This window comes from Chryseobacterium phosphatilyticum, from assembly GCF_002899825.2.
Classification (GTDB): Bacteria; Bacteroidota; Bacteroidia; order Flavobacteriales; family Weeksellaceae; genus Chryseobacterium; species Chryseobacterium phosphatilyticum.
This window is the reverse complement of the sequence record NZ_PPED02000001.1, coordinates 285173-298251: the sequence shown is the minus strand read 5'-3', so window position 1 is coordinate 298251 and position 13079 is coordinate 285173. Positions and strand designations below refer to the sequence as shown.

The following is a 13079-nucleotide window of genomic DNA, read 5'->3' as shown; positions in this document are numbered from 1 at the left end:
GTGTAAAATAATATTAAAAAATATCATGTCTTTTTAAAGCATTTTTTATTTTTGTATACTATTTTCATAGAAAAATGACAAAAGAAGAATTACTCAATAAAGCTATAAAAATTGCCGATAAGGCACATAAAGGTCAAACTGATAAATACCACGCTCCTTATATTGCTCACGTTATGCGTGTTATGGAATATGGTAAAACCATGGATGAGAAAATCGTAGGAGTACTGCATGATGTGGTAGAAGATCATCCTTTAGAATTCAGTCTGGATTATTTACGAACAGAAGGATTCCCGGAATATATCATTTTTGCCATAAGTTGTCTGACTAAATTTGATCCTGAAGAAGATTATGATGAATTTGTCAAAAGAACAGAGAGATCACCACTTGCCATTGCAGTAAAGTTAAACGATCTTCGGGATAATATGGACCTTAGAAGAGTAAACCGGGAGCTTACTCCTAAGGACATCAAAAGATTTAATAAATATTTGAAAGCATATCGATACCTGATAGAGAAATATTAATCTGCCCCAGGGAAATCATAGGTTTTCACGTGATGATCTGTATCATCAATATTGATGTTCAAAGCAAGGTAAACAAAATGTAAATTTTTGTTTCCTTTTGCTTCGAATTCACGTTGCCAAAGATATCCTGCAAGAACCCCGAAGTGCTCATCGATCTGGTAACCAAACCCACCATAAACTCTGTTTCTGGCAAAGCTGGGTTTCATTGGAGTGACTACGAAAACTTCGTCATATACATTTGCAAAAACAGTCCCTTTTTTGATTGTTTTTGCATTTAAAGGGACACTTACATTTAAACGATAACGATAACGCATTCTTTGGGATGTTTTATCAGTTTGCGGCTCATAAAACCAGCTCTTTTCAACTCTAAACCGGTTTTCAAACTTAACAATACCTTTCTTAAGATCAATAACATCCTGAAGCCATACCCTGAACTCTTCCCGGCTCAGTTTGTGGTCTTTGTAATTAACATACCTTCCAAGTCCTACAAATGGTTTATGATTTTTAGTCAGGTTATACCCGATACCTCCTTTTATCTCATAGTAATCGGGATATGTATAGTCTTCGTTGCCACGGAGCTGCCCTTCTGCATAAAGAAAAAACTTTGGATGAAACTTATAGGTCAGAGTCAGTGCATTGAAGCTGGAAACATGTTCCTGTGCTTTGAAAAAAGAAATACCAAGTAGTAAACCTAAACCTAAAAGACGTTTCATAAAAAATTTTTGCAAATGTATATGTTTTAACAATTTGTTAATATTAACTTTCATTCATATCAAATTAACATCTACTTAATATTTATTGTGTAAGAAAACCCAATGTGGAACCACCTTTGCGGCATTGCTACCCCAAAAGCTTCTGTGTATTTTGTATTGGTAATATTGTTAATCAACACATACACAGAATAATCCTTTTGGCTATAGCTCAATTTTTCATCAAGAAGATGATAACTTCCCTGATTTACCCTTTTATTATATCTATAAACAACCTCATTGGTAAAACCATTAAGAAATTTAGTCTCTAATTTTGAAATAAGCTGATGTCTGAGATTATCTAAAATATATCTTGATACCACTTCATTGGAGTTTTGATATCTACTATCCAGATAGGTATATCCTACCATATATTTTAACCAATCGGTTACTTTGTGGTTCAACTCAGCCTCTATCCCTTTGACTTTAATATCTCCAACATTTTGAGCATACCAAACTGTACCATTCGGATCTTTTTTTACCCAGTCTATAGAATTGTTTGAATTCCTTAAAAACCCACTTACCTTAGCTAAAATCTTATTGTTCTGATACTGATAACCCACTTCCGATGAAATGGCATTCTCAGGAGTCAAGTCAGGGTTTCCAACTTCAGTCGGGCTTACGTAATACAACTCTGTAAAAGTAGGAATACGATGTACCTTGGCAATATTTCCATATACTTTACTGTTGGCATTGAAGCTATATCCTACGTCAAGTCCTGGATAAAAGAAGTTCCCTTCTTTTGCATAATTGGCCCAGGAAATTCCCGGGCTGATATTCAGTTTTTTATCCAACAATGAAAAATGATGCTCAAAGAATACCTGAGATACAAAACGATTAGGATTTCCCAAATTACTGCTTACCAGAAACTCTTTTCTCAGTTCAACACCTATTCCTGTTGTTCCTAGTCCCCATTGATAGCTTGAATTCACTTCACCCCCAATATTATTCCCGATATGCATATTTCTGTAGATCTCAGGTTTTTGGCGGTTAAACAGATACATATCCTGTCCTCTTCTCCAGTAAGCGTTTGAGCTCAACTTCAATTTTCCAAATGTTTGCTGATGCGCTATACTTACTATTGAAGCCTGCATTTCCTCATATTGCTCTGTCGCTTTGCTGGATGAATAGAACCCATTTGCTCCGAATTTTTTTTCTGAAAAACCAGCCTGAAGTCGCAGATCTCCGTTTTTAATATTTAGTTTGCCCTGATAGAAGGCATTTCTGATCTCATAATCTGTGTTATACATGTAGCCTTGTGAAGAAGAAGAGTTTGCCTGAAGAGAATTTGAAAATTTTTCATTTCCTATTTGTGCATTAAACCCTAAAGCATAAGAGCTGTAATCACCACCTTCCGCATTGATCTTCACTCTTTTTCCCGGGGTAGGTTTTGTAATGATATTAATAACGCCGGCATAGGCATTCTGGCCAAATCGTCTGGCAGCAGGGCCTTTTATCACTTCTATTTTTTCAACATCATCCAGATCAACAGGGATGTTCATATTATTATGTCCTGTCTGTGAATCATTCATTCTGATTCCATTCAGTAATAATAAAACCTGCTCAAAAGAACTTCCACGGAAAGTGATATCACTCTGCACTCCGTTTGCTCCTCTCCTTCTAATATCCATTCCGGAAACTTGCTGAAGGATTTCATCTATACTTTTAGCCGGCGAATTCACAATGTCATTTCTGCTAATAACTGTAATATTCTGATTGGCACTTTTATAGGGGGTTGAAATAAATTTTCCCTGAAATTCAACGCTTTCAATATCTGTAATTTTTTCCTGTGCATTTACCCAAAGCAAAGAGCTCACAAAAAAAACACTTCCTATCTTTTTGATCATAATCGTTTCCGTAGTTTCTTTAAAGGACTCAAAAGTAAGAGAGTTCATCAAGACAGCCAAATGATACTTGTCATAAAAAAGATGTAACATCGAAATGCTACATCTGGTTCTGAGGGAGAAAATTTTATCTTTTTCTCATTAAATGCGTAACTAGATCTCTGAATAATTTTCTCATTTCTATATTACATATTTATGAATACAATTTTAAATAATTTTAAAACATAAAACAATACCCCAATGCAAAAACATAATGAAAATTGCAAAATAGGCTATATTACAATAAAAATAAACATAAAAAACAAGATAATTCTAAAAAAATAAAACATATCCGCCTTATTTTCATGACCTTACCTCCTCCAAAAAACTCTTTTTTCGGCTTTACCTATAGATAATTTTGAAAAAGAATAAGCACACCATTTTCGCCAAAAAATTCGTAATTTTGTGGGTCTTAATTTTACGATAACGGTGTTCGTTTTCAACAATAATTCTGGTAACATTTTTAAGAATGCTCCCTGAGAGTCGAGAATATATTTAACGTTCAATTGATGACATGTTCTGAACTTTTTGGGACAAAACACCATTATACTGGCAGTTTATACGCTGTACAGGTATTTTTAGAATAAACAAAATATGGCTAATATTACAGAAATAGATATTAAAAAACAGATTTTCGTTAAGAATGCCCACCTTAACAATCTGAAACATATAGACGTCCTGATCCCTAAAAACAAGTTGATTGTTATTACGGGAGTTTCAGGGAGTGGCAAGTCATCTCTGGCATTCGATACGATTTATGCAGAAGGCCAGCGAAGATATGTGGAAAGCTTAAGTTCTTATGCCCGTCAGTTTTTAGGCAAATTAGAAAAACCTAAAATAGATGATATCAAGGGGCTGGCTCCCTCTATTGCTATCCAGCAGAAAGTAATCTCGTCCAACCCGCGATCTACGGTAGGAACTTCTACAGAGATCTATGACTATATGAAACTTTTATTTGCCCGAATCGGAAAAACATTTTCTCCGGTTTCCGGGGAAGAAGTAAAAAAAGATTCAGTTTCTGATGTAGTAGATTTTATCAAAGCTTCCAAAAAGGATACTTCTTTTCTGCTGACTGCTCCTTTGGAATATAATGCAGACAATTTCAAGGAAACGCTGAATATTTTAAAACTGGCAGGTTTTACGAGACTTGAAATCAGCGGAAATGTTGCAGGAATAGAGGATCTGGAGAGCTTTGGATTCGTTCCCGAAAAAGGAATGGTGATCAATCTTGTGATTGACCGTTTTTCCTATGAAAAAGACGAAAGCTTTTTGCAACGATTGGCAGACTCTATCCAAATGGCATTTTATGAAGGCCGCGGTTATTGTTCATTAAAAAATACAGACACCGGAAAAGTAAAAGAATTTTCAAATAAATTTGAACTGGATGGTATAGAATTTCTTGAGCCCAACATTCACTTTTTCAGTTTCAATAACCCATACGGTGCATGCCCTGCCTGTGAAGGATATGGAAAAGTGATCGGGATTGATGAAGATCTTGTAGTTCCCAATAAAACATTATCTGTATATGAAGATGCTGTTGTCTCCTGGAGAGGAGAAACCATGAGCGAATGGAAAAAAGATTTCATTAAAAAAGCAGGAGACTTCCCTATTCATAAGCCATATCATCAATTAACAAAAGAACAAAAAAATTTCCTTTGGAAAGGTGATGGAAAGGGCAGCTTCCCGTCCATTAATAATTTCTTCAAAATGCTTGAAGAAAATTTATACAAAATCCAGTATCGTGTGATGCTTTCCCGTTACAGAGGCAAAACACTGTGCCCTACCTGTGAAGGCCTGAGATTGCGTGAAGAAACAAGCTGGGTAAAGGTAGACGGACATAATATTCAGTCTATGATAGAGCTTCCTTTGGATGAGCTGGCTCCGTTAATCAATGGATTAAAACTGTCTGAGCATGATCAGGAAGTGGCCAAGAGATTGTTATATGAAATCACTACCCGTCTTGAATTTTTATTAAAAGTAGGCTTAGGATATTTAACATTAAACAGAACCTCCAATACCCTTTCAGGAGGTGAAAGTCAGAGAATCAATCTGGCCACAAGCCTGGGAAGTTCTTTAGTAGGTTCTATTTATATACTGGATGAACCTTCCATAGGTCTTCACTCAAAGGATACGGAAAACCTGATTGAAGTATTGAAAAATCTTCGTGATCTTGGAAATACCGTCATTGTTGTAGAACACGACGAAGATGTGATGAGAGCGGCTGATTACATTATTGATATTGGCCCTGAAGCAGGCTATCTTGGTGGGGAACTTGTATTTGCAGGGGATTATAAAGACCTTAAAAAGGCCAACACTCTTACTTCCGAATACCTTACCGGAAGACTGGAAATAAAAGTACCTGAAAAACGAAGAAAAGCAAAAGAATGGATCCACATTAAGGGAGCCCGTCAGAATAATCTTAAAAATATTGATGTAGATATTCCATTAGAAAACCTTGTCGTCATTTCAGGAGTTTCAGGAAGTGGAAAGTCTACGTTGATGAAAGAAATTTTAACCAACGACATCCAGATTCAACTGGGAATGGGAGGAAAAAAAGGAGATTATGATTCTGTAGAATTTCCTAAAAAACTGATCAAAAATATTGAATTGATTGATCAGAACCCTATCGGGAAATCATCACGTTCCAATCCTGTAACCTACCTTAAGGCTTATGATGACATCCGTGATCTTTTTGCTAAGCAGAAAGTAGCAAAAATGATGGGCTATAAACCTAAACACTTCTCTTTCAACGTAGATGGCGGAAGATGTGACGAATGTAAAGGTGAGGGAGTAATCAATGTTTCCATGCAGTTTATGGCAGATATCGAGCTGGAATGTGAAGTATGTAAAGGAACCCGCTTCAAGAGTGAGATTCTGGAGGTGAAATTTGATGAAAAAAGCATCTCTGATATCCTTCATATGACCGTAGATGAAGCCTTAGCATTCTTTAAAGATAATAATGAAGAGAAAATCGTTACTAAACTGCGCCCTCTTCAGGAGGTGGGTCTAGGTTATTTACAGTTAGGACAAAGCTCTTCTACTCTTTCCGGCGGTGAGGCACAGCGTGTGAAGCTGGCTTCATTCCTTGTAAAAGGAGTAACTACGGATAAGACTTTATTTGTCTTTGATGAGCCTTCTACCGGACTTCATTTCCATGATATTCAAAAGTTATTAAAATCACTTCAGGCTCTGATTGAACTCGGACATTCTGTGATTGTCATTGAACACCAGCCTGATATTATCAAATGTGCTGATTTCATCATTGATATTGGCCCGGCAGCTGGAAAACATGGCGGTGAAGTAGTCTTTTCCGGAACCCCTGAAGACCTGACAAAAAATAAAAAGTCTTATACAGCAAAATATATCAAGGAAAAACTTGAACAATAAATTAAAAGCGACCGTCTGAGACAGTCGCTTTTTTGATTTTTGAATCTATTTTTACAATTGATTATCTTATCTTTATAGTATCATTTCAAAATTATTTTTATGCCCTGGAATCCCGAGCTTTACGATCAGTACAAAGATGTACGCTACAAACCATTTTATGATCTGGCAGCATTGATCAGGCCGGAAAACGATATCAAGTCCATTGATCTGGGTTGTGGTACCGGCGAACAAACCTCCATTTTAACTGAAAAACTGACAGGTTCCACATTTTTAGGAATTGATTCATCAGCAGAAATGCTTGAAAAATCAAAAAAATATGAAAATGGAAACCTACACTTCAAACTTCAGAGTATTGAAAATGCCGCAGAGTCAGGCCAGAAATGGAATCTTGTTTTTAGCAATGCAGCCCTGCAATGGGTAGATGATCATGAAACTTTATTTCCTAAAATCATTGGATCTCTATCTCCTGAAGGCCAGCTAGCCATCCAGATGCCCGTTCAGAATGAAAATGTCCTGAATCAGATCCTGATGCAACTGGCAGATGAAGAACCTTATTCATCCTATTTGAACCATTTCAACCGCAGTTCACCGGTACTTTCTATGGATGAATATGCTCAGATTTTGTTTGATAACGGAATCCAGGAAATAGAAATATATCAGAAGGTATACCCAATTATTGCTGATGATTGTGAGACTCTGTATACATTTATTTCCGGAACTGCATTGCTACCTTATCTTGAACGTCTCAAAAAAGAACAAAAAGATCGTTTTATCGCAGAATTTAAATCGCGTATTGCACATAGGTTTACCCGATATCCTGCTATTTATGCATTTAAACGAATACTCATGTATGGCCGTAAAAAATAAAATTAAATAAAAACAGCCACAAAATCGTGACTGTCTTTATTCATGGGATTTAAAAAAATCTACTCATTCAGATTGTACAAAAACGGACTTTTTTGTATATACTCCGGGTCGTCAATTTGAGTAACTAAAAATCGGGCAAGATCAGTAGCACTGATATTTTCACCTTTACAATCAATCAGGCTGGTTTCAGTAGTGAAAGTTTCGTTTGTCAGATGAATCAGAGGTAATCGTACCAAAGTCCAATCCAGGTTACTTTTTGTGAGGAGATTGTACTCTTTCTGTTTGTCTGCAGTAGTTTCGGGGTAATTCTGGTGCATCCATTCTGTGGCCATTTTTACACGGTCATTTTTATGGTCGTCTTCTGTATTTACACTTAGCCCCGTAGTTACAATATATCTTTTAAGGCCCTGTTCGTCCATGGCTTTAATGATATTGCTGGTGGCATCACTGAATATAGACTTTTCTCCTTTCGGCTGTCCTAGTGTACTTATTACCGTATGACAACCTTGAAGAAATAAGCTGATTGATTTTTCATCTCTTGCATCACCTTTCATTACTTCAATCAGGGGATCTTTTATTTTAAAATCTTCAGGATGTCTTAATAAAAGTTTAATGGAATATTCTTTCTTAAGTAGATTTTGTACTAGATATTTTCCGGATTTTCCGGTTCCGCCAATAACGGCAACTGTATGTGTTTTCATAATGAAATTATATAGGAGTTTATAAAGGTCAATTGTCAAAAAACAAATAAACAGTCTTTCACAATCGATACAGGGAAACAGGTAATACCTGTTCCACTGTTTTTTCCTTATTTAATGATAATGATTAGTCCGGGCTCATAAATTGAGCCTTAAGTTTTCAGGGGTTAGAATAAGTCCTGAACGGGGTAATATTGATTACGAGATTTTAATGACTTAAAGATACATTTTTTTTCAGGATTGAAAAAGAATAAAAATTTTATGGTTACAGAAACGTTATTTAAAAATTAAAGTCATTAACTTTGATAATAGTTTTGTTATCAACCCATTATAAAAAATTGACTTACACCAATACAATATATTATTATGGAACCATTTACTGTTAACATTCCCGAATCGGTGATCTCCGATTTGAAAAACCGCATCCGGAATACCCGATGGCCAGGAGAAGCTGAAGGCTCAGACTGGCATTATGGCACCAACGAAAAGTACCTGAAAGAACTCACCAATTATTGGGAAAATGAGTATGAATGGAGGAAATATGAACAACAACTGAATCAATATCCTCAATATACCGTACTCATAGATGGTATTTCAATTCATTTTCAATATATAAAAGGAAAAGGCCCCAATCCAAAACCTTTGATTCTGACCCACGGCTGGCCAGACTCTTATTATCGTTTTCATAAGATTATTCCTTTACTTACAGAAGGGGAACAGAGTTTTGACCTTATAATTCCTTCTATTCCGGGTTTTGGATTTTCTGATAAGAAAGCCATCAGTAGTGAAGCTGTAGCCGATCTGTGGAAAAAACTGATGACAGAAATTCTGGGATATAAAAATTTTTGTGCCGCAGGAGGCGATATAGGAATGGGAGTTGTAAAAGCTCTCGCTTCAAAATACCCTGATACGATAGAAGCTATTCACCTTACGGATGCAGGATACCCAATGGGTCAGGAAGATCCTGAAAGTATGAGCGGGGATGAAAAGAAATTTGCCCAGTTTGTACAACAATGGTGGTATAGTGAGGGAGCTTATGCTATGGTTCAGTCTACCAAGCCGCAATCACTGGCATATGGCTTAAATGATTCACCTGTAGGGCTTGCCGCATGGATTATTAGTTTTATCAATGCAGGCACTCCCCCTGAATTAATAGAGAAAGCAATGGGAGGAAAAGACGAAATTCTTACCAATATCATGATTTATTGGGTAACCCAAACCATTGGCTCATCCGCAAAAATGTATAAGGAAGATGCTGCTGCGTTATGGAGCGGGGGTGAGCCTCTTAAAAAAAGTAATGTTCCTGCCGGTATTGCCGTATTCCCTCGTGAGGCGCAATTCCCAAAAGAATGGGCAGAGCGTTTCGTTAATGTTGTCAGCTTTAAAAATATGGATGAAGGCGGGCATTTTGCAGCCCTTGAACTCCCTAAAGTTTTTGCTGATGAACTCAGATCCTTTTTCTATTCTGTAAAATAAACAAGTATACAGTCATTCTAAAAACAAATACAAAATATTAAAAATCAATAACTATGAAGAATTTAAAAAAATTAAAAAGAAGCCACCTGATATTGATTAGTGGTGGTGATTATGCTTATGCAGACTGTGACATTGACGGTAATTGCCCTGCTGTTACGGGATCATATTATTGCAGTGGAGGAATCTGCTACAGATCTACAGGCGGCAGCAATCCAGGTGGTGGCTGCCATGAGCCCATGCGTGATTGCATGCCATGGGAAACAGGATGCGGATGTGTATATTAATACTACATTGTATCAGAGATATTCCAGAGCGGCTTTTGGCTGCTCTTTTTTATAACTCCAAAACATCAATGCATAAAATTATTTTACAAGCTGTTTATCTCACAGAAAATTCAGATTTTTGTGATAAGCTCATCTTAATTATGTATTATAAAAAAATAATCTATCTCCTTCCCCTTCTCCCACTTCTTATTGCTTGTTCAGTAGAGAAAAATATGACCACGGTCGATAATTATCAGGTGAAACTGGATACTTTAACACTTTTTGATCAAAGCAGGGGTCGCAAAATTCCCATTGCTATTTATAAACCTCAGGCAAAGCCAAAAATCCCCAATCAGCAGGTAATTATTTTCAATCATGGATATGGCTTTAATAAAGGTGGGGACTACTTTGTGTATTCATATTTAACCAATAAATTAGCTTCAAAAGGATTTTATACAGTAAGTATTCAACATGAGCTTGCTACAGATATGCCTTTGCCCACGGAGGGAAATTTACAGTTGGTGAGAAGACCTTTCTGGCAAAGTGGTTCTGATACTATTTTGTTTGTTTTAAATGAGCTTAAGAAAACACAACCTGATCTTGATTACAAACATCTGACTATCATCGGACACTCTAATGGTGGCGACATGACCGCGTTATTTGCTCATCAACATCCTCATCTGGTGTACAAAATTATTACTATGGATAACCGCAGAATGCTTCTTCCAAGAACCTCTATTCCTAAAATTTATTCTTTGCGTTCCAATGATTATCCCGCTGATGAAGGTGTCTTACCCAATGAAGAGGAGCAGAGAAAGTATAAGATAACCATACAGCCTACCTCTATCAATCATGGACACATGGATAATAAGGGCAGCGAAGAGGAAAAAAAGACACTCAATGATTTTGTTCTGAAATATCTTAAAGAATCATAGTTTTCTATTTTTTATACAATAATAATAGACAATGGTATGAATGTGAATAACGAGATGTCTCAAAACGCCCATCTTCATTGGTTTTACAGACTTATCCACAATAAAATGTGGATAACTTGTGAATTTTAACATTAAATTCATACAACGTATTAAAAATATCGCTACATTTACTATGTAATAATAATCGAAGTGGAAACTTTATTTGCTTTTCTTACTACTATTGAAATTGCAATTAAATTTGAAATAAAAATTTAAGCACAGCATTGTCGGCTGTGCTTTTTATTGTTGTCTAATTAAAAAAATGAGATGTTTTATCTACTGAATCTGCTCCTAAAGAGCAGGTTCTTTTATTCTATATCTCTTTTTTAACAAAGATCTTTTGCATCATCTTATTTTTAAAAGCATCATTCAACAAAAATTATATGTACATTTATTTTTTAAAGGCCTCATAGTTCAATGGATAGAATAAGAGTTTCCTAAACTTTAGATCCAGGTTCGATCCCTGGTGAGGCTGCAAATTTTCGTTTAAACAATGCACTTGCAGAGATATTACCCCGCTTTTACCCCTGAAAACTGAAGAACTTAACCTTCTCAGCAGAGCGAATCATGATACATTTGTCACCCCAAAGAACAAAAGAGTACAGTCTTAAACTTATAGGATTTGAAAAATACAGGTTGCAAAAAATCACAATAAGGTTGTATATTTGGGCGCTAAAAGCCTTTTCACCAGCCGAGGCACTGTAGTTTTATCAAGTGATTTAATGCAGAATTTTAGTCCTTTTCTTATAATTGAGCAATAAATAAAATTTAATGGAAGAATTTGAAATCCCCGTAACCTATAAAGGTCAGGAATATCTTTTTAATGGGCGTCTTGCCACCTTTACCTATGGTTACAAATTTTATGTTGATGTCAATGGTGTTGAAGTGATTTTTGAGCGGGATGATGAAGGAAACTTACGGGCAATGTTGCCGGACAATACGTCAGATAACTCTATAGAAAAAGGGCTTATTGAAGCAATCATTGAAGTGTTTAAAGCGCTTTGAAATTGATCTGATATCGTTTATTTTTTTGAATTTTTCTTTTTTCCGGTTCTCTTACGAAACTGCTCCTTCAACATATTGGCATAGCCTATCATGAAAAGAATACATCCTGCAGCAATAGAGATATGAATCCAGAAACGGCTTGAAACATTATTCTTTAAGTAATAATTATATGCTGAGCTGCCAAAGAAATACCCTGCTCCAATGATCATCAGAGGAATGACAATATAAAAAACACTGACAAGGCCAAATGCCTGAAGATAATCAGTACGCAAAGCAAGGGCATACTCTGTGATTCCCACTAAAATTAGTATTGCCAGGAAAACAAACAACCCCTCTCCCACCATCAGCATCGTTTTCACATCGGTAATAAGCCTTACCTCATCATTGCTATCATTCGTAACGATTTTTACTGTTTCCTGAAGTTTGGGAGCCATTGAATATGCAAATCCGGTATCAACGGTAGCTGTTGTTGTATGTCCTGCTTCATTCACATAGGTAACAACCGGATAGAATAACGCTCCTTTCTTGCGTCGGTTTTGTTCTTTTTTATAATCTATAACAATAGCATTCTTTGTTTCAGGAAATAGATGATCTTTAGCCGTATTAGCCAGATATACACTTACTGACACAACTAAGATGACTACTTTATAAAAAATAAAGCCTATTACTGCGATGATGATGAGTTTAAATAAGCTTTTGAGCTTCTTTTCTTTAATCCACCATCGATAAGAAAGGAACAGGATAATAAGCATCGTAATAATGCTTATATAAATTGATTGATACTCTTTAATATGATTTCCAAACATGATTATTTATTTCCGATCAACTTTAAATTTTAAAAGAGTGAACAAGGCTAATATTCCAAGCATAAACATTAATAGTCCAATAATTAAAAAAGTAGTTGTCACTACTGTAAATCCTTGACTTAGGCCATAATGAGGATCATAATATACCATTATCTCAGACTTTTTGATATTTTTATCAACGCTACTACTATCATCCGTGAATCTAATGCGATGATTATTATGATCCAATTGAATAACAGGATAATACACATAGGTAAACCTCCTACTCTTCGCACTGTCTACACCAATGATATTTGCTTTCACCTTAGTTCCATAGATGATAGGCAAAGAAGATTTATACATTGCAAATAGGATAAAAGCTCCTAATAACAGGATAATAGCTGCAAAAGTTTTTTTTATGATCATTTGTTGGATACATTTAAAATTTGAACCTCCCTTCTAATCTGTTTT

At 35.8% G+C, this 13079-nt stretch carries 12 protein-coding genes and 1 tRNA gene; 8 read left to right on the top strand and 5 right to left on the bottom strand.

Annotated elements, in window-relative coordinates:
* The first annotated feature begins 74 nt into the window (after nt 1-74).
* The gene (locus C1631_RS01345) at nt 75-521 is read left to right on the top strand and encodes a phosphohydrolase (protein ID WP_109709915.1); all 447 of its coding nucleotides are present in this window, start codon (nt 75-77) and stop codon (nt 519-521) included.
* Here C1631_RS01345 and C1631_RS01340 read toward each other — a convergent pair.
* Entirely contained in the window at nt 518-1234 is a 717-nt protein-coding gene (locus C1631_RS01340) for a DUF2490 domain-containing protein (RefSeq protein WP_109709914.1), read from the bottom strand. The genes C1631_RS01345 and C1631_RS01340 overlap by 4 nt on opposite strands.
* A 71-nt stretch (nt 1235-1305) precedes the next feature.
* Nucleotides 1306-3207 (bottom strand): TonB-dependent receptor, encoded by a 1902-nt coding sequence (locus C1631_RS01335; protein ID WP_228440959.1) that lies wholly within the window; start codon nt 3205-3207, stop codon nt 1306-1308.
* 540 nt (nt 3208-3747) lie between these two features.
* Here C1631_RS01335 and uvrA point away from each other — a divergent pair.
* Together uvrA and C1631_RS01325 are read left to right on the top strand one after the other, a co-directional pair.
* The gene (gene uvrA / locus C1631_RS01330) at nt 3748-6540 is read left to right on the top strand and encodes an excinuclease ABC subunit UvrA (RefSeq protein ID WP_109709912.1); all 2793 of its coding nucleotides are present in this window, start codon (nt 3748-3750) and stop codon (nt 6538-6540) included.
* A 99-nt stretch (nt 6541-6639) separates the two neighbouring features.
* A complete protein-coding gene (locus C1631_RS01325) occupies nt 6640-7407 on the top strand; it encodes a methyltransferase domain-containing protein (RefSeq protein ID WP_103249771.1) in 768 nt (255 codons plus the stop codon).
* Nucleotides 7408-7466: 59 nt separating this feature from the next.
* Here C1631_RS01325 and C1631_RS01320 read toward each other — a convergent pair whose 3' ends face one another.
* The gene (locus tag C1631_RS01320; protein ID WP_109709910.1) at nt 7467-8108 is read right to left on the bottom strand and encodes an NAD(P)-dependent oxidoreductase; all 642 of its coding nucleotides are present in this window, start codon (nt 8106-8108) and stop codon (nt 7467-7469) included.
* Nucleotides 8109-8471: 363 nt separating this feature from the next.
* On the opposite strand from C1631_RS01320, the gene C1631_RS01315 reads away from it, so the two are divergent.
* From C1631_RS01315 to C1631_RS01295, 5 genes are all read left to right on the top strand, one after another.
* Nucleotides 8472-9581 carry an epoxide hydrolase family protein gene (locus C1631_RS01315; RefSeq protein WP_109709908.1) on the top strand — a complete coding sequence of 370 codons (1110 nt, stop codon included), beginning with the start codon at nt 8472-8474 and terminating at the stop codon, nt 9579-9581.
* A gap of 53 nt (nt 9582-9634) precedes the next feature.
* Nucleotides 9635-9865 (top strand): hypothetical protein, encoded by a 231-nt coding sequence (locus C1631_RS01310; protein ID WP_109709907.1) that lies wholly within the window; start codon nt 9635-9637, stop codon nt 9863-9865.
* Between the two features lie 68 nt (nt 9866-9933).
* Nucleotides 9934-10779, top strand: coding sequence for an alpha/beta hydrolase family protein (locus C1631_RS01305; protein ID WP_228440955.1), 846 nt, complete (start codon nt 9934-9936; stop codon nt 10777-10779).
* Nucleotides 10780-11221: 442 nt separating this feature from the next.
* Nucleotides 11222-11293 (top strand) — tRNA-Arg (locus tag C1631_RS01300).
* Between the two features lie 296 nt (nt 11294-11589).
* Nucleotides 11590-11823 carry a hypothetical protein gene (locus tag C1631_RS01295; RefSeq protein ID WP_109709905.1) on the top strand — a complete coding sequence of 78 codons (234 nt, stop codon included), beginning with the start codon at nt 11590-11592 and terminating at the stop codon, nt 11821-11823.
* 17 nt (nt 11824-11840) lie between these two features.
* Here the strand turns inward: C1631_RS01295 and C1631_RS01290 are convergent, their stop codons facing one another.
* Together C1631_RS01290 and C1631_RS01285 are read right to left on the bottom strand one after the other, a co-directional pair.
* Entirely contained in the window at nt 11841-12629 is a 789-nt protein-coding gene (locus C1631_RS01290) for a hypothetical protein (protein WP_109709903.1), read from the bottom strand.
* A gap of 6 nt (nt 12630-12635) precedes the next feature.
* Nucleotides 12636-13034, bottom strand: a complete 399-nt coding sequence (locus C1631_RS01285) for a hypothetical protein (protein WP_103249584.1) — start codon at nt 13032-13034, stop codon at nt 12636-12638.
* Nucleotides 13035-13079: the final 45 nt, after the last annotated feature.